The organism is Halomonas sp., assembly GCF_014859505.1.
Lineage (GTDB): Bacteria > Pseudomonadota > Gammaproteobacteria > Pseudomonadales > Halomonadaceae > Halomonas.
Window position 1 is genome coordinate 1 of sequence record NZ_JACUUD010000029.1, and the last position, 26,784, is coordinate 26,784.

Consider the following 26,784-nt stretch of genomic DNA (forward strand, 5'->3'; position numbering starts at 1 on the left):
GACAGCGCCTTCGAGGAGTATCTCAAGGACCCGCAGCATTTCATCTATGCCATCGGCTCGGTGGTGGGGCCGCACCCCTTCCCGAAGATGGTGCGCGACTTCCAGTCGGTCATCGGCCGCGAGTCTCGCGAGCAGTTCCTGGCGCGTCATGGCCACCTGCCGGACCACGTCACCGCCTGCGTGGGCGGCGGCTCCAACGCCATCGGCATGTTCACCGCCTTCCTGGACGACGAGTTCGTGCACCTGGTGGGGGTGGAGCCGGCCGACGAGTGCCTGGACGCCTTCCTGACCCTCTCCCGGGTCGAGGGCATCATCCCGGCACTGGAGAGCGCCCACGCCGTGGCCTGGGCCATGCGCGTGGCGCCGACGCTTCCGGCCGACCAGCACATCTTGGTCAACCTCTCCGGTCGTGGCGACAAGGACGCCGACTACGTGGCGGAGAAGCTCGGCCTCTAGGTGGCGCCCTCGGCCGGATCGGCATCGGCCAGGCGTACAGGTGCCCGCCAGCGCATTCTGCGGTAGGGTGAAAGCCGGGCTCGGAGAGGCCCTTTCACTGGACGCAGGGAGTGTCGTGGCTTGAGCATGGAGAGAGTCAGGCGGGCATGGCATCGCTGGTGGGCCGGGGAGGAGCGCGTCGCTTCCGGCCTGGGTGAGCTGTTTCTGGCGCGCTACCCGGGAGCGGTCATGCTCCTCGATGATCAGGGGGTGGTGCTGCAGGTCAATCCCGAGTTCGAACGGCATGCCGGCCATGCTCCCGGGCAGCTCCTCGGCCGTCGGGCGGTGACACTGGATGCCGACCCCCTGCACGGCGGCTTTGCTCTCGCCCTGGAACACTGCCGCACCACCCGCCAGCCCTGGCAGGGCGTGCTGCTCTGCCGTCGCGCCAACGGCGACCTGCGCCACCAGACCACCATGATCCAGCCTCTGGAGGAGTGCCCCGACGGCGCACTGCGGCTGCTGGTGATCCAGTACGACGTCACCGGCATGCGCGAGCGGGAGCTTCACGACCGGCAGCTGCTGGCGAGGCTCGGGGATACCGTCTCGCGCCTGCCCGGGACGGTGTTCCGCCTGCGCCAGGATGCGGCCGGCCACCTGGAGCTGCTCTACGCCAGCGAAGGGCTGATGGCGCTGACGGGGCTGACGCCCGAGCAGGTGATGGACGATATCGAGCGGCTGCTGGGGCGGGTCACGACGGAGGATCGTCGACGGCTCGAGGTGGCCCTGGCGCAGTCGGCGGTGAGCCTGGAGCCCTGCCAGCTGGAGCTGCGCCTCGACCTGCCGGGCGGCCTGCGCTGGCTGGAGGCCCGCGCCCGACCACAGCGTCGCCGTGACGGCAGCACCCTGTGGGACGGCCTGCTGATCGAGGTCACCGAGCGCAAGGCCGAGGAGTCGAGGATCCGCCGGCTGGTCAGCACCGACATGCTCACCGGAGCGCTGAATCGCCGCGCCTTCTTCGAGCAGGGGGCGGCGGTCCACGCGCGTGCCCTGCGTCAAGGCCAGGCTCTGCCCCTGGCGATGCTCGACCTCGACCACTTCAAGGCCCTCAACGACACCCACGGCCATGCGGCCGGCGATCTCGCCCTGCAGGTCTTCGCGGCGACCTGCCGTGAGTGCCTGCGCCCCTACGACCTGTTCGCCCGCATCGGCGGCGAGGAGTTCGTGGTGGTATTGGTGGATACCTCGCTCGCCGAGGCCTGGGCCATTCTCGAGCGCCTGCGCAGGGCGGTGGAGGAGATCACCCTGGAGGTGGAGGGAGGAGAGATCCTCCGCTTCACGGTCAGCCTGGGGCTGGCAAACCTCCCTCCCGACGGCAATCTGGATGTCGCCCTGGGTGACGCCGACCGAGCCCTCTACCGGGCCAAGCATGAGGGGCGCAATCGGATCTGCGGGCCCGACGGCATGACGCCCCCCTTCAGTGACGCTGACCCAACGTGAGGGTGCGGTCTGGCAATCGCGCCGGGAAGTGGTCAGGATCCTGTTCATGACCTCAATCACCCTGATTCTACTGGCACTTCTCTGCCTGATCGATCGGCATCTGCGCCGCGCCTGCCTGGCATTCATCGTCTTCGCTCTGGTGATGTCTTACACCTGGTGGCAGCTGAGTGTCCCCTGGCTGGCCGTCGTCGAGGCGCTGCTGGGTGCGCTGCTCACCGGTACCGCGCTGCTGCATGCGCTGGGCCGGGCGGGGGACGTGCCGCGCCTGCCGCAGCGGGACGCCACGAAGCAGCGTGTCGGCGAGGCGCCGGCGCGCTGGTTCGCCGCCCTGGCCTGGCTGTCGCTCGCCGGCCTGGCGCTGGTGGGGCTGCTGCGTTCCGGGCGGCTGCCGCTGGAAGGGGATGCCGACCCTACCCTGATGCCTGCCGGCCTGCTGGTGATGGCGCTGGGCCTTTGGGCCTTCTCCCACCATCGCCACCTGCTGCGCCGGCTGTTGGCGTTCAACGTGCTGGGCTCCGGCGTCTTCCTGCTGCTGGCCGGGCTCGCCGGCCCCGGCCCGCAGGTCCAGGGGCTGATCCTGGTGGGGCTTGCGGTGGCGCTGGTCGGCTCGGTGCTGGGTGTGATGCTGTTGCGCCGCCTGTATGCCCTGGAGGGGAGCGTGACCCTCGAGCCCGAGGGCGATCCATGATGTCAGCCGCCAACCTGCTGCTGTGGCTGGCGCTGGTGGCTCCGCTCCTGCTGGGGTTGCTGGCCTGGTGGAGGCCGCCTCGCCACATGCGCGGAGTGGCGCTGGCCGGCGGGGTGTTGCCGCTGGCGACGCTGTGGCTGCTGCCCCGGGCGGGGGAGGGGGCACTGCACGGCAGCCTGTCGCTGGCTGGACTCTCGCTGCACTGGCGGCTGGATGCCTTGTCGGCCCTGCTGTTGCTGCTGACCCAGCTGGTGCTGCTGGCCAGTGCCGCCTACGCCGTGGGACACCGCCGTGCGGCGCTGCCTCCCGAGGCCACCCATGCTCGCTTCTGGCCGCTGCTGGGTGGGCTGGTGCTCGCGCTGGGGCTGATCTGGGTGGCCGCCGACCTGCTGCTGCTCTATGCGGGGCTGGAGCTGATGGGCCTGTGCGCGGTGGGCATGATGCTGCTGCCCGGCAAGGCCGAGGCGATTCGCGCCGGCCTGCGCTACCTGCTCTATGCGCTGGTGGGGTCACTGGCCTGGCTGCTGGGCGTGACGCTGCTGCTGGGCGCCTGGGGCACCCTGGAACTGGCCGGCCTCGCGGCGGTGGTCGAGCCCGATGTCACCACCCGCATCGCCATGGCGCTGCTGACCGGAGGGTTGCTGCTCAAGGCGGCGATCTTCCCGCTGCACGGCTGGCTGGTGCCGGTCCACTCCAGCGCCTGGACCCCGGTCAGTGCCATGCACGGGGCGCTGGTGGTGAAGGCCTCCTTCTTCATCCTGATCACCCTGTGGCGACTGCTGTTGCCGGAGGCCGAAACGGCGGCCGGCGCGCTGGGGCTGCTGGGCGGGTCGGCGGTGTTGTGGGGTGGGCTCAAGGCGTGGCGAGCCGATTCGCTCAAGCAGGTGGTGGCCTGGTCCACGGTGGGCCAGCTCGGCTACCTGATGCTGCTCTTCCCGCTGCTGGCCGGCACCGCGGCATCGGTGGCCACACTGGCCTGGCAGGCCACCTGGCTGCAGCTGGCCGGCCATGCCCTGGCCAAGGCGGCGATGTTCATGGCCGCCGGCAACCTGATGCTCTCCACCGGCGCCAGCCGCCTCTCTGGCCTGGCCGGCACCAGCCGTCGGCTGCCGCTGTCGCTGATGACCTTCGGTATCGCCGCAGTGACCCTGATGGGCCTGCCGCCCAGCGCCGGCTTCACCGCCAAGTGGCTGCTGATGCAGGCCTCCCTGCAGTCGGGCCAGTGGCTCTGGGTGGTGGTGCTGGTGCTCGGCACCCTGCTGACCGCGGCCTATGTGTTCCGGGTGCTGCGCTGTTCCTTCGTCGAGGAGGCACCGCGCCATGACTTTCAGACACTGCCGCGGGGTATGGACCTGGTGCCGCTGCTGCTGGCCCTGGCCGCCGTGGGCCTGGGCCTGGTGGCAGAGTGGCCGCTGTCGCTTCTTCGCCAGGGAGGCGTGCCATGAGCGCCTCCTTCTTTCCAGTCGCCACCCTGGCCACCTCGCTCGCGGCGGCGGCGATCATCTTCCTGCTGCCGGAGGGTGCCGTCCGCGCCCGTACCGGGCTCAACCTGGGCGCCGCGGTGCTCAAGATCGGCCTGGTGGCCTGGATGGTGCGTGGGCTGAGCCAGGGCCAGGCCTACGCCGTGGAGTTTCCCGTGCTGGAGGGGCTGGCCTTCGTGCTGCGCGCCGATGCACTGGGCATCATGTTTGCCGGGCTCTCCTCCCTGCTGTGGCTGTTCACCACCATCTATGCCATCGGCTACCTGGAGGACTCCCCCAACCGGCGCCGCTTCTTCGGCTTCTTCAGCCTTTGCGTGGCCAGCACCCTGGGCATCAGCCTGGCCGGCAACCTCTTCACCTTCCTGATCTTCTACGAGCTGCTGACCCTCTCCACCTATCCGCTGGTGGCTCATCGCGGTACCCCGAAGGCGCTGGCCGCGGCCACCCTCTACCTGCGCTTCACCCTCACCGCGGGGCTCGTCCTGATGATCGGCATGGTGGCGCTGCACACCCTGGCCGGCGATATCCGCTTCGGCCAGCGCGAGATCCTCGCCGAGTTTGGCCCGGAGCAGCGCGGTGTCCTGATCGCCATCTTCTGGGTGCTGATCGCCGGCTTCGGTGTCAAGGCGGCGCTGGTACCTCTGCATGGCTGGCTGCCCCGGGCCATGGTGGCGCCGGCGCCGGTCAGTGCCCTGCTCCACGCGGTGGCCGTGGTCAAGGCCGGCGCCTTCGGCATCGTGCGGCTGGTGTATGACGTCTATGGTGCCGAATTCAGCCAGGCGCTGGGGCTGCTCACCGGGCTTGCCGTCATTGCCAGTGTGACGATCCTCTATGCCTCGCTGCGCGCCCTGGCCCAGGTGGAGCTCAAGCCGCGGCTGGCCTTCTCCACGGTCAGTCAGGTCAGCTACGTCGTGCTGGGCGTCGGGCTTTTCGGGCCGCTGGGTACCATCGCCGCACTCTCCCATCTGCTGCACCAGGGGCTGATGAAGATCACCCTGTTCTTCTGCGCCGGCAATTACGCCGAGGAGCTCGGCATTCATCGCATCGACGAGCTCGACGGGGCAGGGCGGCGCATGCCGCTCACCAGCCTGGCCTTCAGTGTGGGCGCGCTGGGCATGATCGGCGTTCCGCCGCTGGTGGGCTTCCTGAGCAAGTGGTACCTGGGCACCGGGGCGGTGCAGGCGGGCATGCCCTGGGTGATCGCCGTACTGGTCGTCAGCAGCCTGCTCAACGCCGCCTATTTCCTGCCGATCCTCTATCGGCTGTGGTTCTGCCCCGGCCCCGACCACGGCGTGGGCACCTGGCCGGAGGAGCGCCATCTCGGCCGCTTCGAGACCAGCAGCTGGCTGCTGCTGCCGATGCTGGCCACGGCGCTGTTCAGCGTGATGGCGGGGCTGCTGGCGGGCATGCCCTTCAGTCCGCTTGAGTGGGCGACCCGGGTGGCCAACCTGGAGTATCTGCCATGAGCCAGGTGACCTTCGCGGTGCTGATGATCGCGGCGCTGCTCTGGCCGCTGGCGCTGGTACTGCGCGAGCCGCTGATGGTGGCGCTTGTCGAACACGGCGAGACGCGTTTCCCCCTCGACACCCTGTGGGCCACGGCACCGCTGCCGGCATTGGCGCTGGCGCTGCTGGGGCCCGACGGCAGCCTCTCGCTATCGGCCTGGCTGCTGGGCGGTGTCTGGGTGCTGGATGATCCGCGTCGGGTGCTGCTGGCGTTCAGCGCCCTGCTGTGGCTCCTCTCCGGCTGGTACGCCCGCGGCTATCTGGCGGGAGAGCGTGACCGAGCCAATGCCGGTAACGGCGCCTCGGCCACGAGGCTTTCGCGCTTCGCCGTGCTCTGGCCGCTGACCCTCTCCGGTAACCTGCTGCTGCTGGTGGCCGAGGACATCGCCAGTTTCTACCTGGGCTTTGCGGTGATGACCTTCGCGGCCTTCGGCCTGGTGATTCACTCCGGCACCCGCGTTGCCCTGACCGGTGGGCGCGCCTACCTGATCATGGCGGTATTCGGCGAGGGGCTGATCCTGGGTGGCCTGCTGTGGGGCGCCGGCAGCCTGGGAGCCCTGACCCTGGGCGAGTTCCGCGAGGGGCTCGCCACCGCTCCCCACGGCGCCTGGATCGGTCTGCTGCTATGGCTCGGCTTCGGGGTCAAGGCGGGCGTGGCGGGCCTGCACCTGTGGCTGCCCCTGGCGCACCCCGTGGCCCCCACGCCGGCCAGCGCCGTGCTCAGCGGCGCCATGGTCAAGGCCGGGGTGGTGGGCTGGGTGGCGACCCTGCCGCTGGGGGAGGCCTCCGCCGAGGCGGCCTTCATCGGGCTGGGGCGCGCCATGCTGCTCGCTGGCCTGGTGGGTGCCTTCGGTGCAGCGCTGTTGGGCGTCTGCCAGCGCCACCCCAAGGCGGTGCTGGCCTACTCCAGCGTCAGCCAACTGGGCATGCTCGCGGCCCTGGTGGGAACCGGCCTCGTGGCCCCCGGGCTGTGGCCAGCGCTGGCCCCCGCCGTGGTGCTGTTCGCCGCCCACCATGGTCTGACCAAGGGGGTGCTGTTTCTCGGCGTGGGCATCGGCGAGCACCCGCCGCGGCTGCCGGCCTGGGTGCTGGCCCTGCTGCTGACGCTGCCGGCGCTCTCGCTGGCGGGGGTGCTGGGCTCGGGACTGGCCACCAAGTGGGCCTTCAAGGCGGCACTCTACGAGGGCGGCCACTCGGCGCTGGTGACCTGGCTCTCCCTGGCGGCGGTGGGTACCACGCTGCTGATGGCGCGCACCCTGTGGTGCCAATGGCAGGGCGAGCGGCAGGCGCGCCGGGACGGTCTGGTGCCGCTTGGCGCCCCCATGCCGCTGGCCTGGCTGCTGCTGATGGTCAGTGCCCTGACGCTGCCGCTGTGGTTGCCGGTGCTGGGCATGCGCCCGGAGCCACCGCCAGCCGCAGAGCTCGCCGGCCTCTGGTGGCCGGCACTGCTGGGGGTGCTGCTGGCCCTGCCGGGAGGCTGGCTGATTCGCTATCGGCTGCGGCGGCTGGCCAAGCGGCGTCCGCCGCCGGGGGACCTGTGGTGGCCGCTGGCGAGTGGCCTGAGTCGACTGTGGGTGGCCACCTGGCCCTGGCTTGAGCGGTTGGCGGTGATGAAGGCGGCCTGGGTGGCCTGGTGGGTGGGGCTGGAGCGGTCGGGCACCGCGGCGCTTCAGGCGCTGGGAGGGGGTGAGAGGTGGCTGCGTCGCCACACCGCGGTGCTGATGATGGTGGTCGCCGTGGGGCTCGCCCTGGTGCTGCTGTTCAGCGCCGCCTGACGCTCCCCGGATCACTGCTGGGGTCGAATCCGGGGGGCGTCAGGCGGGTAGCCGTGCTAGAGCAGCTCCTCGCCGGCCAGGGCCAGGCGAGAGCGTTCGACGCTCTTCAGCGTCACGTGCCCGGCGTGGGGCCAGTCGCGGAAGCGCTGGACCAGTGCCGCCATGCCGCAGGTGTTGGCGGTCAGGTAGGGGGTGTCGATCTGTCCGACGTTGCCCAGGCAGACGATCTTGGTGTTGCGCCCGGCCCGGGTGACCAGGGACTTGAGCTGCTTGGGGGTAAAGTTCTGGGCCTCATCGATGATCAGGAAGGTGTCGTTGAGGGTGCGCCCGCGCATGAAGCCGGGTGAGCGGATCTGCACACGGGCGCCGAGCAGCTGGCGAGTGGCGCCGTTGTCCCAACTGGACTCCCCGTTCTCGTCGCGCAGCAGGTTGTCCATGTTGTCATGGAAGGCACCCATCCAGGGCGACATCTTCTCCTCTTCGGTGCCGGGCAGAAAGCCGATGTCCTCGCTCATGGAGATCGGTGCCCGGGTGAAGACGATGCGCTCGAAACGCTTGGTGTCGAGGGTCTGCTGGAAGGCGGCGGCCAGGGTCATGAAGGTCTTGCCGGTGCCGGCGCTGCCGGCAATGGTGACCAGGTCGATGTCATCGTCCATCAGCAGGTTGAGGGTGAAGTTCTGCCGGCAGTCGTGGGCATGCACGCCCCAGACGCTGGCCCCGTGGCGGTAGTTGGTGAGCAGCTCGAGGCGGGCCCGCTGGCCGCTCGCCTCGCGCACGATGGCCTCGAAGCCGCCCTCGTCGTCGCTGTCCGCCACCAGCATGCCCGTGTGCCACTCGGCGGGGATCTCGCCGTTGAGGTGATAGATCACCCGATGGCTCTCGCGCTCGACGCTGACGTCCAGCGCCAGGCCATTCCACAGCTCGCTGCCCGCGTCCGGGTAGACCCGTACCCCCTCCAGCATGGCATCGCTGTCGTCGAAGGCCCGATCGTTGAGGTAATCCTCCACCGGCACGCCCAGGGCGGCGGCCTTCACCCGCAGGTTGATGTCCTTGGTGATCAGGATCACCGAGGCGTCCGGCCGCTCCTGGCGAAGCCGGCAGGCCTCGGCGAGGATGCGGTTGTCCGGGTTCTCCTCGAGCGGTTCCAGGGGCTTCAGGTCGGTGTAGCAGAGCAGGCGCAGGCGCCCCGCGGGGCCGCTCAGGCGCGGAATGGGGATGCCGCTGCGGATCTGCTCGAGGTCGACGTTGGCGGTGAGGTCGGACAGGGTGCGGCTGACCTGGCGGGCGGTGCGGGCGATCTCGCGGACGCCGTTCTTGTGCTTGTCCAGCTCCTCGAGCACGGTCATGGGGATGACCACTTCATGCTCGTCGAACTGGTAGAGGGAGGCGGGGTCGTGCAGCAGGACGTTGGTGTCCAGCACGTAGAGGCGGGTGGCCTTCTTGTCGATGCGTACCATCGGCGCAGCTCTCCTGATTATCGCGAGCGGACGTCCCATGTGACGTCCCGATGTCGACATTGTCAGCGCGCGATGTCAGGAAGGTGACAGCCGCCGACGTTGTCATGCCGTGCTGGTGTTCCTCCTGTTCGGGTGGCCCGGGTCCGGCGGCGGCCCTGCCGGCTGCGGTGTTCTGAGCATGGCGCCGCGGCCGGCAAGACGGCAAGGCGGGCGCTTAGCGAAGCATCAACGCAAGCGGAGAGCTACTCCATGTCCCGGTACACGCTCTCCACATCCAGGGTAGAGCGGTTGCCCAGTTCCTCGAAGTGCTCGGCCAGCCACTCCTCGGCGGTGCGCCGACCCTCGTCGCGAAGATGGCAGAGGAAGGGCCACTCGGAGTTGAGCTTGCTGGAGACCGAGAGCTTGCCCAGGGTGTCGTCCCCGGCGATGCGGTGGAAGAGGGTGCCCCCGAAGCAGCCGATGTCCACGCCGTGGTCGCCGAGCAGGCGTTGCAGCATGGCGATCATGCGCACCTCCTTGATCAGGGCGGCGTTGAAGGTGATCTCGTTGAGACGGTTCATGATCGCCGCGGCACTGGTGGGCAGCTCTTCGCGATAGATGGGGTTGATCTGCACGATCACGATGTCCTGGGAGCCGCAGTGCTCCATCAGCGGCATCAGCGAGGGGTTGCCCATGTAGCCGCCGTCCCAGTAGGCCTCGCCGTCGATCTCCACCGCCTTGAACACCGTGGGCAGGCAGGCCGAGGCCATTACTGCATCCAGGCTCATCTCCTCGCGGGTGAAGATGCGCTGCTTGCCGCTGCGCACGTTGGTGGCGGTGACGAACAGCTTGAGGTCGGGGCAGCGGCGCACCCGCTCGAAGTCGACCCGCTCGCTGACGATGTCGCGCAGCGGGTTGAGGTCGAAGGGGTTGAGCTGATAAGGCGAGACCAACCGGCTCATCAGGTCCATGGCGATATAGCCCGGCGAGTGGTCGAGGCTCCAGTTGCCCATGAGCTTGTCCAGCGGGGAGCGCTGGATGGGGCTGGACTTGCCGGCGCGGCTGACCGCTTCCCAGAAGTCGTGCAGCGCCTGGCGGGCGGTATCACGGTCGCCGCGGGTCAGGGCATCGGCCATCACCACGCCGTTCATGGCCCCGGCGCTGGTGCCGCTGATGCCCTCGATCTCGATGCGAGGGTCCTCCAGCAGCCGGTCCATCACGCCCCAGGTGAAGGCGCCGTGGGAGCCTCCGCCCTGAAGCGCCAGGTCGATACGTTTGGTGTTGGTCATCGGTTTGCCTCTCATGGCTGTTGCGTTGTGCTGCATTGCATCACGAACAGCATAGAGAGTTCACCTCGGGGCGGCCAGCGCTTCCCTCAGCGCATGGCCAGCTGGCGGTCGTCGCGGTCGCAGGCCAGGAAGGCGGAGCCCTCGAGCCACTCCGGGTCCGGGTAGTAGACGAACAGGTACTGCTCCTCCTTGATGCTGTCGATCAGCGGGTAGGTGACGTCCTGGCGCACCGCCGGGCAGCCGTGGCTGCGGCCCAGGCGCCCGGTCTGCTCGATGAAGGACTCGCTGACGTAGTCGGCGCCATGGATGACGATGGCGCGCTGGTAGGCCAGGTCATTGACGCCGGCTTCCAGCCCCTCCAGGCGCAGCGAATAGCCGTTGCGCCCGTAGTAGGTGTTCATGGTACGAAACAGCCCGAGGCTCGACTGGTAGCTCTCGGGGATATTCGAGAAGGTGGTGGCCACGGCGTCGCCGGAGCCGCGGCCGTGGGAGACCAGTTCCTCGAACATCAGCTCGTCACGGGACAGGTCGAAGACCCACAGGCGCGGCTCGGTGGAGGGCAGCGAGTAGTCGATGACCGCCAGGCGCTCGGCCTCCGGGTCGGCACAGGCCAGGGCATTGGCGGCCAGCGACAGCACCTGAGGGTCAGCGCCGGGGGCCAGGCGGGTCAGCCGCTGGTCCAGGGCCTGGCCGTGGAGCGCCTCGGGGTGCAGGGCCTGGGCGAGGAAGGTATCGGCATGAACCTGGCCGGCAGCGAACAGCGCGCAGCCGGCGAGCAGGGGGAGCGGAAGCAGGGATCGGGTCATGAAGACGGTACCTTGAGAGTCGGTGACGGGCCGGTGGCCCAGCAAGGCGAGGCGGGACCCGCTTCCCTGTGGCCCCGCACCTGAGGCTATTATGGAGAGACAGGCAGGGAAAGCCAGTTTAGCCTTCAACGATAAAAGGAAGAGAACATGCGGTCATTTGTCGCCATCCTCGCCATATTGGCGACGATGCTGTCCCTCTCAGTCGGCGCCGAGCAGCCGCGGGAGGCCCCGCGGGACAGCCTGGAGGCAGAGATCGCCCGCCTGCTGGCCGAGATGCCGGCCGGGGAGGGCGCTGAACTGCAAGGCTTCTATGCCGCCCGCGATCACCGCGCCGCCTGGGTGGAGCGCCAGCAGGTGGCGGCCTTCGCCGAGGCCCTGGAGACCCTGGAGAGCGATGGGCTGGACCCGCGGGACTACCGGGCCGACCGCCTGGTGGCCGAGCATCGCCGCCTTCAGGAGGCGAATGCCGCCCCGGCCGAGCAGGCGCGCTTCGACCTGCAGACCTCGACGCTGCTGCTGTCCGCCCTGCGCCATCTGCAGCGCGGCCGCCTGGATCCGCGTCGAGTCGATCCCCAGTGGGAGATCCCCGTGGAGCCGGCGCGACTCGACCTTGAGGCGGTGTCCCGAGCCGTGGACGGCCAGCGCTTCGAACAGGCCTTCGGTGAGGCGCGCCCCGCCTATGTCCCCTACGAGCGGCTGCGCAACGGCCTGGCCCGTTACCGCAACATCGAGCGGGTGGGAGGCTGGCCGATGCTCCCCGAGGAACCGCGCGTGCTTCGAGAGGACGACATGGACGATGTGGTCGCCCGTCTTCGGCAGCGGCTGGCTATGGAGGGGGAGCTCGAGGTGATGGCCGCCGACCCGGGTGCCTTCCCGGGGGCCGAGCTCGAGACCCCCGACCCGCGCCGCTTCGATGGCCCCCTGGAGGCGGCGGTCAGGCGCTTCCAGCGGCGCCACCTGCTGGAGCCGGATGGCATCGTCGGCCCCCAGACCCGGGCGGCGCTGAACGTCCCGGTGGCGGTGCGCATCGACCAGATCCGCCTCAACCTGGAGCGCGCCCGCTGGCTGCTGCATGGCCTGCCGGAGTCCTTCGTGCTGGTGGACATCGCCGGCTACCGGCTCAGCTACTTCCGCCCCGGCGGCGAGATCTGGCGTTCGCGCATCGTGGTCGGGCGACCCTATCGGCGCACGCCGTCGCTGCGCTCCGAGATCACCCACATGACCGTCAACCCGACCTGGACGGTACCGCCCACCATCCTGCGCGAGGACGTGCTGCCGGCGATCCGCCGTGACCCGAGCTACCTGCAGCGCCAGAACATGCGGGTGCTGAGCCCCTCGGGGCAGCCGCTCGATCCCTGGCGGGTGGACTGGTACAACCCCGGCAACGTGATGATCCGCCAGGAGGCGGGGCCCCGGAATGCCCTGGGCCAGGTGGTGATCCGCTTCCCCAATGACCACCTGGTCTACCTGCACGACACCCCGGCTCAGGGGCTCTTCGCCCGCGAGCAGCGCGCCTTCAGCTCCGGTTGTATCCGCGTGCAGGGGGTGCTGGAGTTTGCCCAGCTGCTGCTGGACGATACCGGATCTGACCAGAGCGTTCAGGCTCTGACCGCCAGCGGCCAGACCCGCAACGTGCCGCTGGCCAGTCCCATGCCGGTGATCCTGCACTACTGGACGGTGCACCCGGGAGAGGAAGGGCAGCTGGTGTTTCGCCCGGACATCTACGAGCGCGACGGCGACCTGCTGCGGGCGCTCAACCGCCCGCTGGCGCTGTAGTTATTCATACCCCTTCGCCTGCAGGCGGAAGAGCCGCGCGTAGCGGCCGTTGGCCGCCATCAGGCTCTCGTGGTTGCCCTGCTCGAGGATCTCGCCGCCGTCGATGACCAGTATCTGGTCGGCGGCGCGCACCGTGGAGAAGCGGTGGGAGATCAGCATGGTCATCTTGTTGTGGCTGTGCTCGCGGAAGTCGGCGAACACCGCCGCCTCGGCGGCGGCGTCCATGGCGGCGGTGGGTTCGTCGAGCACCAGGATATCGGCGCTCTCGCGCATGTAGGCCCGCGACAGGGCGATCTTCTGCCATTGGCCGCCTGAGAGCTCCTGGCCGCCCTTGAACCACCGCCCCAGCTGGGTGTGGTAGCCGCCGGGCATCGCGGCGATGAAGTCGTCGGCCAGGCCGCGCCGCGCCGCCTCCTGCCAGCGCGCCTCGTCGTCGAAGGCGGCCACGTCGCCGGCGCCGAGGTTCTCGCCCACCTTGAGCTGGTAGCGCACGAAATCCTGGAAGATCACCCCGACGCGCCGGCGCAGGGTGCGGATGTCCCAGTCGCGCAGGTCGCTGCCGTCGAGCAGGATGCGCCCCTCGCCGGGCTCGTAGAGGCGGGTGAGCAGCTTGATCAGGGTGGTCTTGCCGGAGCCGTTGGCGCCCACCAGCGCCAGGCTCTCGCCCGGGGGCAGGTGCAGCGAGATGCCGGAGAGCGCCGCCTTCTCGGCGCCGGGGTAGGTGAACCCCACGTTCTCGAAGCGGATACCGTCGCCGGGGCGAGCGCCCTGGGTCAGGGTGCCGGCCTGCGCCGCCACCGGCTGCTCCAGGTACTCGTAGAGGTTCGAGAGGTATAGATTGTCCTCGTACATCCCGCTCACCGAGGTCAGGCTCGCCGAGAGCGCCGCCTGCCCCTGCTTGAAGACCATCAGGTACATGGTCATCTCGCCCAGGGTGAGTTGCCCGCTCACCGTCTCCACCACCACCCAGGCGTAGGCGCCATAGAAGGCCAGGGTGCCCAGCAGGCCGAGGCCGAAGCCCCAGCTCTCGCGGCGAATCGTCAGCCGGCGATCCTCGCCGTAGAGGGTGTCGAAGATCCTGCGGTAACGGTCGAGCAGCAGCGGCTCCAGGCCGAACAGCTTGACCTCCTTGATGCTGTCCTCCCGGGCCAGCACCGTCTCCAGGTACATCTGCATGCGGGTCTGGGGCGAGCGCCAGCGGAACAGCCGGAAGGCGTCGCCGGAGAACTTGGCCTCGGAGAGGAACACCGGCAGCGCCCCCGCGGCCAGGATCAGCAGCGCCCAGGGGGAGAACTGCACCAGCAGCACCCCGAAGCTGATCAGCGAGATGCCGTTCTGGGCGAGGCCGAAGGTCTTGTTGACCAGCCCCAGCGGGCGGATCGAGGCCTCGCGGCGAGCCCGGGTCAGCTTGTCGTAGAACTCCGAATCCTCGAACTGGGCGAGCGACAGGGTGCCGGCCTTCTCGAGGATCATCACGTTGACCTTCTGGCCGAGCAGGGCGCGCAAGAGCGACTGCTGGGCCGAGAGGCCGCGCTGGGCCATGGCGATGGCGGCGATCACTCCGGCCTCGGCCAGCACGTAGCGCAGCACCGGCCAGGCGCTCTCGAGGGTGAGGGGCGCGCCGGTTTCGCGATGGTAGGCCATGGCCTCCACCACCGAGTCGACGATCAGCTGGCCGATCCAGGCCGCCACCGCGGGCAGGACGCCGGCCACCAGGGTGCACAGCGCCAGGCCCACGGTGAGCGGCCGCGAGGTCTGCCAGACCAGCACCAGCGCACGGCGGCTGTAGCGGAAGACCCCGAAGAAGGCCGCCAGGCGGTTCGCGGGGGGAGGGGCGGGTTGGGTGCGACGCATATGGGGCGAGGACAAGCGGTGTCTCCGTGCCTGGAGAGAGGGTCAGCAGCGATCTGGCAGGGGCCCTAACCGCAGCGCCCCGCGGCAGGGCGGGGCGCTGGGTGGTGTCAGGCGAGGGTTCAGCCCTCGTCGTCGCCGTCGCGACGGCTGGCCACCACCGTGCCGGTGTCGCCGCTCCGCAGGGCAGCCAGCAGCGGCTCGGCCTGGCGCTGGAAGGCCACCAGCGTGTCGCCCGAGAGGCTCTTGTTCTCGGGCAGGGACACGGTCATCGCATTGACCTGGCTGTTGTTCACCAGGATCTCATAGTGCAGGTGGGGGCCGGTGCTGCGGCCGGTGTTGCCGGAGAGCGCGATGCGCTCGCCCATGGTCACGCGATCACCGCGGCTGACCAGCGGGCGGGAGAGGTGCAGGTAGCGGGTCTGGTAGCCGTTGTCGTGGCGAATCACGACATAGCGTCCGGCCGTCGGGTGGTTGGCCACCTTCTCCACGCGACCATCCGCTGGCGCCACCACCGGCGTGCCGATGGGCATGGCGAAGTCGGTACCGCGATGGGGGCTCACGCGGCCGGTGACCGGGTGAGTGCGGCGCGGGTTGAAACCGGAGCTCAGCCGGTAGCTGCCCTCGAAGGGGTAGCGGTTGAAGGCCGGGTCGAGGCTCTCGCCATCGGGGGTGTAGAAGTTGTTGTCGTTGCCGTTGCGTACCAGGGTCAGGTCGAGTCGCTCGCCCTCGTACTGCACGGCCAGTACCCGGGGATCGAAGCTCGAGCCGTCGATGATGTCGGATTCCACCAGCACCTGGAAACGATCGCCGCGACGGGTGTCGCGGCGGAAGTCGAGTTTCTTGCCCAGTACGCGGGAGAGCTCGCTGATCTCCGCGCTGGAGAGGCCGGTGGCCTGGGCCGAGCGGGCGAAGCTGCCGCTGACGGTGCCGGCGAACAGGCGCTGGGAGGCCTCGCCGGTGCGCTCGATGGTGGCGACCTCGAAGCCGCTATCATCGCGCTCCACCAGGAAGCCGCTGCGGGCGTTGCGCATCATGCGCAGGGCGAGCAGCTTTCCCTCCTCGTCGAGCTGGTAGTCGAAGCTGTTCCCGGCGCGCCAGCGGGTGAGGGCGTTCTTGTCGGGCAGCTCGTCGAGCAGGCGCAGCACCTCGCTGTAGCCGAGCCCCAGCTGGTTCTGGGCCATCACCGCGAAGGTATCGCCCTGCTTGACGGTATAGGTCTGCCACTCCGGCACGAAGGGCTCGGTGGCGGCGATCTCCTTTTCGAGGATCATGGGGGCCTCCTCGAACAGCCCGAGCTCCTCGTCCGGCACGGGCTCATAGGAGGTGGCATCGGCCATCAGGGTACCGTCATGGTCGAGCATGCCGCTGCCGATGGTGCCCACCACCACCGCCATGTGCACGGCGCCCTGGTCGAGCCGAGGGCCGGCAATCGCCTCTTCCGCGCCGGAGGCTCCAGGCTGGCTGGCGGCCGGGCGAGTGAGCGCCAGGGGCAGGTCGCCGTCGGCCGAGGCGCTGTCGATCAGGTCAATATCGAGGGCCTCGCCATCGGCGAGCTTTGTCAGGGGGAGATGGAGGCGGGTGGCGTCCAGCGCCTGGCTCGCCATCTCGATGGCATCGCCAAGAGGACTGCGTTGAAAACTGAGCGAGGGAAGGCCGGGGCTGGCATCCATCTCGAGGGGGACGATCACGGTGTCGAGCTTGTGGTGTTCGCGCTGGACATCCTGGTAAGTGGTGACGATTTTCTGTGCGCCCAGCACGGTAACCATGGTGGCAACCGGTAACAGCAACAACTTGTGCGTGCGGGGCAGCGAATGAAGGATTCGCAACATAGGTAATGGCCAGTGAATAATGGAAAAGACATAAAAGGGCATGCGAACCATAACCCATGCAGTATGACCTGCCTATCCTGTACATATTCACAGTAAACATCCCGCGCCGGAATTTTACCGTGCGGGAGACTTGGATGAACGCCGTTTGTTAAGAAGTGTTATTTAATCCCGAGCGTCTCGGGAAATCAACCCTATGACACACAAGCTCTTGTCACGGACGTCGGGTTCAGCCGGTCAGGGTGCCGTCACGATAGTCGCGCAGCGCCTGCTCGAGCTCTGCGTGGCTGTTCATCACGAAGGGCCCGTAGTGAGCGACGGGCTCCTCATGGGGCGTGCCCGCCAGCAGCAGGGCCTGGCCACCCGTGGCGCTGGCCAGTGCCAGGTGGTCCCCCTTGGAGAGCCGCGCCAGATGGCCCGCCGGCACCCGGGCATCGCCCACCTCAAGCTCGCCCTCGAACACGTAGGCCAGCAGGGTAGGGGCGTCGGTCTGCAGCGTCAGCTTGCCCCCCGCCGCCAGGCGAACATGGGCTACGCCGCCGCTGCCGGCCAGGGCGTTCAGTGGCCCCTCGACGGATTCGCCGTCGTCACGGGTCCAGCGTCCGCCCAGCGCGATCAGCTCGACCCCGCCGCCGGCAAGGCGAGGCATCTCGTTGCCGCGCACATCCCGGTAGTCCGCCGGTCTCATCTTCTCGCGGGCGGCCAGGTTCAGCCACAGCTGGAAGGCGTGCAGGCCATGGCTGTCGGTGAGCGGCATCTCGGAATGGATGATGCCGCGGCCGGTGTGCATCCACTGGGCGTCGCCGGCATGGATGGTGCTGGAGTGGCCCATGTGATCCTCGTGGGTCAGGCCGCCGTGGATCACGTAGGTGAGGGTCTGGATGCCGCGGTGGGGATGGGGCGGAAAGCCACCGATGTAATCGTTTGGCTGATCGGAACCGAGTTCGTCGAGCATCAGGAAGGGATCAAGGCCACCGCCGAAGTCATGGATCCGCTTGATCTTGACGCCGTCGCCGTCCTGGCTGGGCTGGCTGGGTTGCAGGTGATCGACCTGGCGAAGCGTGCGTGTCGACATGGCAGGAACCTCCGGGGGCGTGTCGAGTGCGTCATGACATATTGCCTGGCATTCTAGGCCGACTTTTTCGAAAATTAAGCGCAATGTTTCGCTTCAATCATTCGAGGAGTTCGAAATGTCACGCGTCACCCTGGCCCAATGGCAGATGCTGGCCGCGGTGGTGGACCACGGCGGCTTCGCCCGCGCCGCCGAGGCGATCCACAAGAGCCCCTCCACCCTCAACCACGCGGTGCACAAGCTCGAGGAGTTGCTTGGTGTGCAGGTGCTGGAGCCCGTCGGCCGGCAGGTGCGCCTGACCGAGGCCGGCGAGCTGCTGCTGCGCCGTGCCCGCCAGCTGATCGAGAGTGCCGCCGCCCTGGAGGATGTGGCCGGCCGGCTCGCCGAGGGGCTGGAGGCGGAGGTGGTGCTGGCCGTGGATCAGGTCTTTCCCTCCGACGCCCTGGCCCTCGCCCTGGACGACTTCTCCGAGGCCTACCCCTATGTGCGGGTCCAGCTCCACGAGACGGTGCTCAACGGCGGCATCGAGATGCTCTACGACGGCAGCGCCGACCTGGTGATCTCCGGCCTCTCTGCCCAGGGCTTCCTGGGCGAGCCGCTGGTCACGGTGCGTTTCGTGGCGGTGGCCCACCCTGACCACGCCCTGCACGGGCTCGATCGCATGCTCGACCTGCGCGACCTGGTGCAGCATCGCCAGCTGGTGGTGCGCGACTCGGCGCTGCGCCAGTCCATGGATGCCGGCTGGCTCAAGGCCGAACAGCGCTGGACCGTGAGCCACCTGGAGACCTCTATCGACATGGTGGAGCGCGGCCTGGGCTTCGCCTGGCTGCCCGAGACCCGCATCCAGGGCGCGCTGGCGGCGGGGCGGCTCAAGCCGCTGCCGCTCACCGCCGGCGGCGTGCGCGAGATCCCGGTGCAGCTGATCCACCGCGACCGCGACCGTGCCGGCCCCGCCACCCGGGCCATGGCCGAGGCGCTGCTGAGGGAGGCGAGGGGCTGTGCGCCCGAAGCAGGTGAAGAAGATTCAATTTTATCGAAAGAGTGAGCCCAGAATATGCGCTGAAGCGTCGATGATATCGCACTAAGATAGGGATGACGATCCAATCGGTGGCGTTACGCCGCCAGCAAATGAGGAATCCCATGGGCCTGTTGATCGACGGCAAGTGGCACGACCAGTGGTATGACACCGACAAGCACGGCGGCGAGTTCGTGCGTGAATCCGCCAAGCTGCGTGACTGGGTGACTCCCGGCGGCGAGAAGGGGCCGGATGGCCAGCCGGGCCTGCCCGCCGAGGCGGGGCGCTACCACCTCTATGTCTCGCTGGCCTGTCCCTGGGCCCACCGCGCCATGATCCTGCGCAAGCTCAAGGGTCTGGAGGAGCTCGTCGGCCTGTCCCACGTCAGCCCGCTGATGCTCGACGAGGGCTGGACCTACAACGTGGCCGAAGGGGCCAGCGGCGACCCGGTCAACGGCGTCGACTTCCATCACCAGCTCTATACCCTGACCGATGCGCGCTATACCGGTCGTGTGACGGTGCCGGCGCTGTGGGACAGGCAGCAGCGACGCATCGTCAACAACGAGTCCTCGGAGCTGCTGCGCATGTTCAACGGCGCCTTCGACGAGCTGACCGGCAACCGCCTGGACTTCTACCCCGAGGAGCTGCGCGAGACCATCGATACGGTCAATGACGACGTCTATGACCACATCAACAACGGCGTCTACAAGTCGGGCTTTGCCACCGAGCAGAAGGTCTACGAGAAGCACGTGGTGGCGCTGTTCGAGGCGCTCGACCGCATGGAGGCGCGCCTGGCGGAGCACCGCTATCTGGCCGGCGAGTGGTTCACCGAGGCCGATGTCCGCCTGTTCACCACCCTGATCCGCTTCGACGCCGTCTATCATGGCCACTTCAAGTGCAACCTGCGGCGCATCGAGGACTACCCGAACCTCTCGAACTACGTGCGCGAGCTCTATCAGTGGCCGGGCATCAGGGAGACGGTGGACTTCGATCACATCAAGCGCCACTACTACTACAGCCACGACAACATCAATCCCACCCGCATCGTGCCCCACGGCCCGCTGCTGGAACTCGATCGCCCCCACGACCGTGAGCGGCTGCCGGGCAAGGGTATCCGTGAGAAGGGTTAACCCGGATATTGCACCTGGTATGAAAAAAGCGGCTGAAAATCGTTTATGATTCAAGCTCCTACACCAGAATCAACCGCCTCAGCCGCCATGGCAAAATGTACCATTCCTTCCGCTTCTTTTCCGCGCTGCAAAGGCCGTCAGATCATCGCCCGCTTCGATGGCGGCGATGTCACCTCCGATGGTGGCATCCTGCTGCTGAGGCAACTCGATCGTGAGATGGGCCTGAGCTTGGCAAGTTGAATGAGCGCCTCGCCAGGCAGGGCCGGCACCTGAGCCTGAGCCCGGCGGCGATTCGCTGGCTGCAGCAGGATTACGACGCTCGCTTCGGCGCTCGCGACCTCGCCCGCGACTTTCGCGCGCATGTGTTGCCAGCACTGGCGCGAACTATGCTGAGTGAAGTGGATTCCGCGCACCTGTACGCCGATCTGCATGACAACACGCTGGTGATCCGCCCCGATAATTACGTCAAGTGACGTATGGTCAGCGCCAACGTCTTGTCAGATAGTGAAATCGCGAAGCGTTGTTTCTGCTGCGTCAATAACCGATCAAGTGAAATCAGAGGAGTGGTTGCCATGGCCGATACCATCATCAAGATTGATCTGGGCAAGTCCTGCTACGACAACGACATGATCCACAATCGCTGGCATCCAGATATTCCAATGGTAGCCAAGGTCAAACCCGGCGATGACTTCATTGTTGAGTGCTATGACTGGACCGGTGGGCAGATAAAGAATAACGACAGTGCCGATGATGTAAGGGATGTGGACCTGACTCAAGTGCACTTTCTGTCAGGCCCTATCGGCGTCGAAGGGGCCGAGCCCGGTGATCTTCTGGAAGTGGATATCCTGGATATTGGCGCCTTCAAGGAAAGCCAGTGGGGTTTTAACGGATTCTTTGCAAAGAAGAATGGAGGTGGTTTTCTGACCGAGCATTTTCCTGAAGCACAGAAGTCTATCTGGGACTTCAACGGCATGTTTACCAAGTCCCGGCATATTCCCAACGTGGAGTTTGCTGGCTTGATCCATCCGGGATTGATCGGCACCCTGCCTTCCAAGGAAATGCTGGCGGATTGGAATAAACGAGAAAAGGCGCTGGTTGATACCGATCCGGACCGTGTGCCTCCCTTGGCTGCTCTGCCTTTCGCCGATACTGCCCATATGGGGCGGATGCCGTCAGACCAAGCCAAGTCCGCAGCCGCTGAAGCCGCACGCACTGTGCCGCCCCGCGAGCAAGGCGGTAATTGCGACATCAAGGACTTGTCTCGAGGGTCCAAGATCTATTTCCCCGTCTACGTCGATGGCGCTGGACTTTCGGTGGGAGATCTCCACTTCAGCCAGGGCGATGGGGAAATTACCTTCTGTGGTGCCATCGAGATGGCGGGTTGGATTCATCTTCGGGTCAACGTCATCAAGGGCGGCATGGCCAAGTACGGTATCAAGAACCCGATCTTTAAACCGAGCCCGATCAAACCGCGCTATGATGACTATGTGATCTTTGAAGGTATCTCGGTGGACGAGCAGGGTGGGCAGCACTACCTGGACGTGCATGTGGCCTACCGGCAGGCATGTCTCAATGCCATCGAATATCTTACCAAGTTTGGTTATACCCCCGCCCAGGCCTATGCCATTCTCGGCTGCGCCCCCGTCGAGGGTCATATCAGCGGGGTGGTGGATATTCCCAATGCCTGTGCGACACTCTGGCTACCCACCGGGATATTCGATTTCGACGTGAACCCCAGTGCCTCAGGACCCGAGGTAAAGGTCAAGGGAGGTATGGACGTGCCGCTGTCGCAGGATAAGGAGTGATGCCATGCCACTTTATGATTACAAATGTAGTGAGCATGGGCTGTTTCAGGAGTTGGCCACGCTCTCGGAGAGTGCCGAGCCTAAACCCTGCCCTCGATGCAGGGCATTGTCGGCGCGTGTGATCATGATATCGCGGGCTTTACATTCCATGGACTCAGCCACTCGGAATGCGATAGACCGTAATGAGCGCAGTAAGCATGAGCCCAGATTTTCGACGCCGGAGCATCGCGCCGAAGAGCAGGCTCGTCATGAGCATCGTCATGGGAAGGGCTGTGGCTGTGTGGCACAGGCCAGCGACAAGCCCAAGGTGTTTTATACTGCAGATGGCAAGAAGATGTTTCCTTCCGCTCGGCCCTGGATGATTAGCCATTAGTCATCTTTTAAAACACTACCAACTGGAACTACCCATCGATCTTTCGATGGGTAGTTCGCTCATGCCGTGTTCAGTAAGCGCCCGGCCAACTCAATATTCTGGTCAGAGTCAGCTATGTAGAGTCTCTTTCTGGTGCCATGGAAACAGCGTGGCGAGATCGATGTCCACACTTGCTGGGTAAGATAACGTCGTCAAGATAAACCGCAAGACGGTAGTGGTGCAGTCTGAAGAAAACCGCCGGTGGAAAGTCTCGGCGGTCATGATCAAGCGACTATACGATGTATAGCCTGGCGGGCACCCGCGACGTCAAAAACTGACCGGTTTAACGCTGCCGACCTCGGCGGCGGAGATTTTCAGCGCTATCTTTATCTTTATCGACTCGACTGGCGTCACGCCTAGCCTCGTTTCTACGCTGACGCCCTCTGCGATCAGTAGCTTCCAGAGGCTGCTGGTGCTCAATCTGCAGGGTTCTGGCTGACTGTTGGCGAAGCCTGCGGCTCCGCCCTTCATTGGCACCTGATTCTTGGGATTGTTCTGACCGCTGGCGCACCGAGCCGTCATCGGCTTCTGAGATGGTGCTGGCCATGGCGGGCATGACTTTTAGGAGAGGCAAGGCGGCGGCTGCCAGGGTCATGGAATAAGTGCCGTTCAGGAAATCTCTACGGTTCATGAGAAAGACATCTGGTGGTTTGCGATGTGTAAGTTTTTGCAAACCATGTGCCAGATTTTTGTAATTCTCAATGAACCAATTGTTAGCAAGAATGGTGTTCAGTATCAAGGGTATGGTCCCACCTCTCTGCCCGCGGAAAAACTGAACACTTTGGTGCGGATGTGATGCATTTTGCACCTACAAAGCGCAACTGCTCCTGTCATATAAACCGTGTTATTGCAGTCAACGTGATCTTGATACGGAATGCCTTCACCGTGAGCGGGTGCCAGGCAAGGGCATTCGCGAGAAGGGTTATCGGTGTTTTGCCAACCAGCGGTCCAGCGCATTGGCGAATTCGCGGCGATCCGCATCGGTGTAGCCCTTGGGGCCTCCGGTATGCTCGCCGCTGGCGCGCATGGTCTCCATGAAGTCCCGCATCTGCACCCGGGCGCGGATGTTGTTCGCGTCGAGCGCCTCGCCGCGGGTCGTCATCACCTTCGCACCGCGCTCGATGGCCGCCATGGCCAGCGGCAGGTCGGACGTGATCAGCAGGTCATTTGCCTGGATACGCTCGACGATCTCGTCATCGGCAGCATCGAAGCCCTGGCTTACCGCCAGCGCCTTGACCCACGACGAGCGCGGCAGCGGTACCGAATGGTTGGCCACGAACCAGGCGGCGGTCGAAGTGCGTTCGGCGGAGCGCACGATGATCTCGCGTGCCACCTTGGGGCAGGCGTCGGCGTCGACCCATAGCGTCGGCATGGAGCGTCTCCCTGACGGTAAAGGAATGGAAAGAAGGGCGGGCCCGGCGAAAAGGGTGGCCAGGGGAAGGCGACGATGGTAGCATGCGTCCTTCCTCGCATGTGCTGACCCCACCATCATGTACGACGCCATCGCTGACGGTCATCGACCGAACACAGGATGGGCGCCGCAACGCCAGGCCCAGCGTCATCGCTGACTGCCACAAGCGTTCGAATTGTGTAGATGGAGCGCCAACCGAGATCCCGCCACGCTGGCGAGATCGGCGCAAATGGTCGCCACAGGGTTCCTGATCGCCATCCCCGATGGCAGGGACCCGATGCCAGGTGCGACCGGCGTCCCCGACTCCGATGTCCCGTGCTGCCACCCCTCGAGGGTTCAGCGCGCCTGACCGTCTTGTTCGCGTCAGGGACGCCAATGAATTTATGCCGGTGATCCCGGCCTACCAAGGTGTGATTGATGACCTCGACTTCTGTCGCCTCGCCGAGCTTCGGCGACCTCGCTCTGTTGCCTGCTGTTCTCTCTGCTGTCAAGACTCTGGGCTACGAGATTCCCTCGCCGATCCAGATCCAGACCATTCCGGCCCTGCTGGAAGGTCGCGACATGCTGGGCCAGGCTCAGACCGGCACCGGCAAGACCGCTGCCTTCGCCCTGCCGATCCTGTCGCGTCTCGAGCTGACCCGCCGTGAGCCTCAGGTGCTGGTGCTGGCGCCGACCCGTGAGCTGGCCCAGCAGGTGGCCGTCTCCTTCAGCAAGTACGGCCAGAACCTTCAGGGCCTGGAAGTCGCCACCCTGTGCGGCGGCCAGGAATATCGCGAGCAGTTGGGCGCCCTGAAGCGCGGCGCCCAGGTGGTGGTGGGCACCCCGGGCCGAGTCATCGATCACCTGGATCGCGGCAGTCTCAAGCTCGACGGCCTCACCTCCCTGGTGCTCGACGAAGCCGACGAGATGCTGCGCATGGGCTTCATCGACGACGTCAAGCGCGTGGTCGCCGATACCCCCAAGACCGCCCAGCGGGTGTTCTTCTCCGCAACCCTGCCGACCGAGATCGAGCGTATCGTCAACCGCTACCTGGTTGATCCGGTGAAGGTGGCCATCGAGTCGGGCACCACCACCGGCGAGAATATCGAGCAGCGCCTGGTGCGCGTCGACGGCGGCGCCAAGCTGGAGGCGCTGTCGCGCATCCTCGAGGTGGAGCCGGTGGACGGCGCCATCGTCTTCGTGCGCACCCGGGCCGCCTGCGCCACCTTGATGGAGCAGCTCTCCGCCCGCGGCGTCAACGTGGCCAGCCTCTCCGGCGACCTGGACCAGAGCCTGCGCGAGCGCACCATCCAGCGCCTCAAGCGTGGCAAGGTCGACGTGCTGATCGCCACCGACGTGGCCGCCCGCGGCCTCGACGTGCCGCGCATTACTCACGTCTTCAACTACGACCTTCCGCAGGATGCCGAGGCCTATACGCACCGCATCGGCCGTACCGGTCGGGCTGGGCGTACCGGCATCTCGATCACCTTCGTCGGCTTCCGTGAAGGCCGCAAGGTCGGTTGGATCGAGCAGGCCACCGGCCAGAAGCTCAGCGAGATGGAGGTGCCTGATGAGGCCGCCATCCGCGCTCACCGCGACGAGGTCTTCCATCAGAAGGTGATCGCCGCGCTGACCGCCGGTGCCGATGAGCAGCGTGCCCTGGTCGGCCGCCTGGTCGAAGAGGGTTACGACCCCATCGAGCTGGCCTGTTCCTTCGCCCGCCTGGCCCGTGCCGACGAGGCCCCCATCGGCCGCATGCAGGCGCCGCGCAAGGAGACCCGCAACGACCGCGACGGCAAGCCGGCGCGCCGTGAGGGTGGTGCTCGCGATCGCGGTCCCAGCGAAGGCATGACCCGCTACCGCGTGGCCGTGGGTCACAAGGATGGCGTCAAGCCCGGCCAACTGGTCGGTGCCCTGGCCAACGAGGGTGGGATCGAAGGGGCCCGTATCGGCCGCATCGATATCCGCACCTCCTTCTCCGTGGTGGAGCTGCCCAACTCACTGCCGGCCAGCATCCTGGCCAAGATGGCTCGCGCCCGCGTCGCCGGCCGTGCCCTGGAGATCAGCGAAGACAGCGGTGCTCCCGAGCGTGCCCCGCGCCGTCGTCGCGAGGACGGTGACGCGCCGATCCGTCGCCCGTCACGCGCCTGATGTCTGATGGAACGCCTGACAGCTAACGCCTGACAGTTCGGCGGCCCGGGCTGTCAATTTCCACCAGCCTGACCTCACAGCGCCCCGCACCGGAAACGGTGCGGGGCGCTGTGGTTTGGTAGTTGCGGCCCCGTGGGGGCGGGTCATCGAGCGAGCTTTGCGCCGTGGCCTATTCCGTGCCCGGTCGCATGGCGGGGCGCGTCGCTTGGGCGGTGCCGGCCGCGTTGTTCTCTGCCAGCCGCCGGCCCAGCCCAACCATAAAGCGGGTACCAGCCTCGAGCTGCTCGCACTCGATATACTCGTCTGGCTGGTGGGCCTGGCCGATGCTGCCCGGGCCGCAGATCACGGTGGGCAGCCCACGGCGCTGGAACTGGCCCGCCTCGGTGGCATAGGCCACCGCGCCGGCGGGGCGCTCGCCGAGCAGGGCATTGCACAGGGTGAGCACCTCGGCGTTGTTGTCGTCGGCCAGCGCCGGCACTGTCTCGTTGAGCGCCTCGGTGACGATGGCCGCCTCCGGGGCGCGGCGGCGCATCTCGGCCTCGAGCTCGGCGGCCCGGGCGTTGACCCGGCCCAGCAGCTCCTCGAAGCGGTCCGACGGCAGGTGGCGGATCTCCCACTCGAAGGTGCATTCCCGGGCCATGATGTTGATGGCGGTGCCGCCGACGATCTTTCCGACGTGCAGGCTCGAGTGCACCACGTTGAAGGCCTCGTCCACGCGCCCCTCGGCGCGGAGCTCGGCCATCACCTCCTCGATAAAGGTGACCAGCCGGGCCGCGACGTGGATCGCCGAGACCCCCTGGTTGACCTGGCTGGAGTGGCTGGCACGGCCGGTCACGGTGGTGCGCAGGTTGGTGGCGCCCTTGTGGGCCACCACCGGGTTCATCAGGGTCGGTTCGCCGACGATCACCGCGGCGGGCAGCGGGTGCTCGGCCATCAGCTTCTCGATCATGCGCGGCGCGCCGATGCAGCCCACCTCCTCGTCGTAGGAGAGCGCCAGCCAGATGGGCTTTTCCAGGTCGAGCGCAACCCAACGCGGCACCTCGGCCAGGGCGCAGGCGATGAAGCCCTTCATGTCGCAGGTGCCGCGGCCGTAGAGACGGCCATCACCCTTGTCGACCAGGGTGAAGGGGTCGGTGGACCAGGGCTGGCCGTCCACCGGCACCACGTCGGTATGGCCGGAGAGCACCACGCCGCCGGCCACCTCCGGGCCGATGCGCGCCAGCAGGTTGGCCTTCTTGCCGTCGTCGCTCTCCACCCGCCAGTGCTCCACGCCGTGCTCGTCGAGGAAGCCCTCCACGAAGGTGATCAGGTCGAGGTTGGAATCCCGGGAGACGGTGGGGAAGCCCACCAGGCGGTCGAGCATCTCGGCGGCGGTCATGGCGCGCTCCTTGGTATCGATGGTGGGAAGCCTATCACGGCGGCCGGGGCGGCCGAAGGC

Annotated in this window: 22 protein-coding genes and 1 pseudogene; 14 read left to right on the plus strand and 9 right to left on the minus strand. The window is 66.9% G+C overall.

Going from position 1 to position 26,784, the window contains the following annotated elements:
* The 6 genes and pseudogenes from IBX53_RS06320 to IBX53_RS06345 all read left to right on the plus strand — a co-directional run.
* Positions 1-456 (plus strand): annotated as a pseudogene (locus IBX53_RS06320) (tryptophan synthase subunit beta); the annotation flags it as partial.
* A gap of 126 nt (positions 457-582) precedes the next feature.
* Positions 583-1,935 carry a sensor domain-containing diguanylate cyclase gene (locus IBX53_RS06325; protein ID WP_290906937.1) on the plus strand — a complete coding sequence of 451 codons (1,353 nt, stop codon included), beginning with the start codon at positions 583-585 and terminating at the stop codon, positions 1,933-1,935.
* A gap of 46 nt (positions 1,936-1,981) precedes the next feature.
* Positions 1,982-2,623, plus strand: coding sequence for an NADH-quinone oxidoreductase subunit K (locus IBX53_RS06330; RefSeq protein ID WP_290906898.1), 642 nt, complete (start codon positions 1,982-1,984; stop codon positions 2,621-2,623).
* Complete coding sequence (locus IBX53_RS06335) at positions 2,620-4,068, plus strand: proton-conducting transporter membrane subunit (RefSeq protein WP_290906900.1); 1,449 nt, start codon at positions 2,620-2,622, stop codon at positions 4,066-4,068. The genes IBX53_RS06330 and IBX53_RS06335 overlap by 4 nt, the downstream gene beginning before the upstream one ends.
* Positions 4,065-5,570 carry a proton-conducting transporter membrane subunit gene (locus IBX53_RS06340; RefSeq protein WP_290906902.1) on the plus strand — a complete coding sequence of 502 codons (1,506 nt, stop codon included), beginning with the start codon at positions 4,065-4,067 and terminating at the stop codon, positions 5,568-5,570. The genes IBX53_RS06335 and IBX53_RS06340 overlap by 4 nt, the downstream gene beginning before the upstream one ends.
* The gene (locus tag IBX53_RS06345) at positions 5,567-7,384 is read left to right on the plus strand and encodes a proton-conducting transporter membrane subunit (RefSeq protein WP_290906904.1); all 1,818 of its coding nucleotides are present in this window, start codon (positions 5,567-5,569) and stop codon (positions 7,382-7,384) included. The genes IBX53_RS06340 and IBX53_RS06345 overlap by 4 nt, the downstream gene beginning before the upstream one ends.
* A 56-nt stretch (positions 7,385-7,440) precedes the next feature.
* On the opposite strand, the gene IBX53_RS06350 is transcribed toward IBX53_RS06345, so the two are convergent.
* The 3 genes from IBX53_RS06350 to IBX53_RS06360 all read right to left on the minus strand — a co-directional run bounded on the left by IBX53_RS06350 (position 7,441) and on the right by IBX53_RS06360 (position 10,915).
* Positions 7,441-8,841 carry a PhoH family protein gene (locus IBX53_RS06350; RefSeq protein WP_290906906.1) on the minus strand — a complete coding sequence of 467 codons (1,401 nt, stop codon included), beginning with the start codon at positions 8,839-8,841 and terminating at the stop codon, positions 7,441-7,443.
* A gap of 242 nt (positions 8,842-9,083) precedes the next feature.
* Positions 9,084-10,109, minus strand: coding sequence for a patatin-like phospholipase family protein (locus IBX53_RS06355; protein ID WP_290906909.1), 1,026 nt, complete (start codon positions 10,107-10,109; stop codon positions 9,084-9,086).
* An 86-nt stretch (positions 10,110-10,195) separates the two neighbouring features.
* Positions 10,196-10,915 carry a murein L,D-transpeptidase catalytic domain family protein gene (locus IBX53_RS06360; RefSeq protein ID WP_290906911.1) on the minus strand — a complete coding sequence of 240 codons (720 nt, stop codon included), beginning with the start codon at positions 10,913-10,915 and terminating at the stop codon, positions 10,196-10,198.
* A 147-nt stretch (positions 10,916-11,062) separates the two neighbouring features.
* Here IBX53_RS06360 and IBX53_RS06365 point away from each other — a divergent pair, with 147 nt between their 5' ends.
* Positions 11,063-12,691, plus strand: coding sequence for a L,D-transpeptidase family protein (locus tag IBX53_RS06365; RefSeq protein WP_290906912.1), 1,629 nt, complete (start codon positions 11,063-11,065; stop codon positions 12,689-12,691).
* Here IBX53_RS06365 and IBX53_RS06370 read toward each other — a convergent pair whose 3' ends face one another.
* From IBX53_RS06370 to IBX53_RS06380, 3 genes are all read right to left on the minus strand, one after another.
* Positions 12,692-14,545: an ABC transporter ATP-binding protein gene (locus tag IBX53_RS06370; protein ID WP_290906939.1), complete on the minus strand. Its 1,854-nt coding sequence runs from the start codon at positions 14,543-14,545 to the stop codon at positions 12,692-12,694.
* 119 nt (positions 14,546-14,664) lie between these two features.
* Complete coding sequence (locus IBX53_RS06375; RefSeq protein WP_290906914.1) at positions 14,665-16,374, minus strand: peptidoglycan DD-metalloendopeptidase family protein; 1,710 nt, start codon at positions 16,372-16,374, stop codon at positions 14,665-14,667.
* A gap of 226 nt (positions 16,375-16,600) precedes the next feature.
* A complete protein-coding gene (locus IBX53_RS06380; RefSeq protein WP_290906916.1) occupies positions 16,601-17,446 on the minus strand; it encodes a pirin family protein in 846 nt (281 codons plus the stop codon).
* A 115-nt stretch (positions 17,447-17,561) separates the two neighbouring features.
* Here IBX53_RS06380 and IBX53_RS06385 point away from each other — a divergent pair, with 115 nt between their 5' ends.
* The 6 genes from IBX53_RS06385 (at position 17,562) to IBX53_RS06410 (ending at position 21,766) form a co-directional block, all read left to right on the plus strand.
* Positions 17,562-18,488 (plus strand): LysR family transcriptional regulator, encoded by a 927-nt coding sequence (locus IBX53_RS06385; RefSeq protein ID WP_290906918.1) that lies wholly within the window; start codon positions 17,562-17,564, stop codon positions 18,486-18,488.
* Positions 18,489-18,583: 95 nt separating this feature from the next.
* Positions 18,584-19,588 carry a glutathione S-transferase family protein gene (locus tag IBX53_RS06390; protein WP_290906920.1) on the plus strand — a complete coding sequence of 335 codons (1,005 nt, stop codon included), beginning with the start codon at positions 18,584-18,586 and terminating at the stop codon, positions 19,586-19,588.
* A gap of 45 nt (positions 19,589-19,633) precedes the next feature.
* Positions 19,634-19,828 carry a hypothetical protein gene (locus IBX53_RS06395; RefSeq protein WP_290906923.1) on the plus strand — a complete coding sequence of 65 codons (195 nt, stop codon included), beginning with the start codon at positions 19,634-19,636 and terminating at the stop codon, positions 19,826-19,828.
* Positions 19,825-20,061 (plus strand): hypothetical protein, encoded by a 237-nt coding sequence (locus IBX53_RS06400; RefSeq protein WP_290906925.1) that lies wholly within the window; start codon positions 19,825-19,827, stop codon positions 20,059-20,061. The genes IBX53_RS06395 and IBX53_RS06400 overlap by 4 nt, the downstream gene beginning before the upstream one ends.
* Positions 20,062-20,160: 99 nt before the next feature.
* Positions 20,161-21,393, plus strand: a complete 1,233-nt coding sequence (gene fmdA / locus IBX53_RS06405) for a formamidase (RefSeq protein WP_290906926.1) — start codon at positions 20,161-20,163, stop codon at positions 21,391-21,393.
* A 4-nt stretch (positions 21,394-21,397) separates the two neighbouring features.
* Positions 21,398-21,766: a zinc ribbon domain-containing protein gene (locus IBX53_RS06410; protein WP_290906928.1), complete on the plus strand. Its 369-nt coding sequence runs from the start codon at positions 21,398-21,400 to the stop codon at positions 21,764-21,766.
* Positions 21,767-22,088: 322 nt separating this feature from the next.
* Here IBX53_RS06410 and IBX53_RS06415 read toward each other — a convergent pair whose 3' ends face one another.
* Entirely contained in the window at positions 22,089-22,544 is a 456-nt protein-coding gene (locus IBX53_RS06415) for a hypothetical protein (RefSeq protein ID WP_290906930.1), read from the minus strand.
* 183 nt (positions 22,545-22,727) lie between these two features.
* Positions 22,728-23,177 carry a YaiI/YqxD family protein gene (locus IBX53_RS06420; protein ID WP_290906932.1) on the minus strand — a complete coding sequence of 150 codons (450 nt, stop codon included), beginning with the start codon at positions 23,175-23,177 and terminating at the stop codon, positions 22,728-22,730.
* Positions 23,178-23,633: 456 nt separating this feature from the next.
* On the opposite strand from IBX53_RS06420, the gene IBX53_RS06425 reads away from it, so the two are divergent.
* Positions 23,634-25,346, plus strand: coding sequence for a DEAD/DEAH box helicase (locus tag IBX53_RS06425; protein WP_290906934.1), 1,713 nt, complete (start codon positions 23,634-23,636; stop codon positions 25,344-25,346).
* A 169-nt stretch (positions 25,347-25,515) separates the two neighbouring features.
* On the opposite strand, the gene argE is transcribed toward IBX53_RS06425, so the two are convergent.
* Positions 25,516-26,724: an acetylornithine deacetylase gene (gene argE / locus IBX53_RS06430; protein ID WP_290906941.1), complete on the minus strand. Its 1,209-nt coding sequence runs from the start codon at positions 26,722-26,724 to the stop codon at positions 25,516-25,518.
* Between the last annotated feature and the right edge of the window lie 60 nt (positions 26,725-26,784).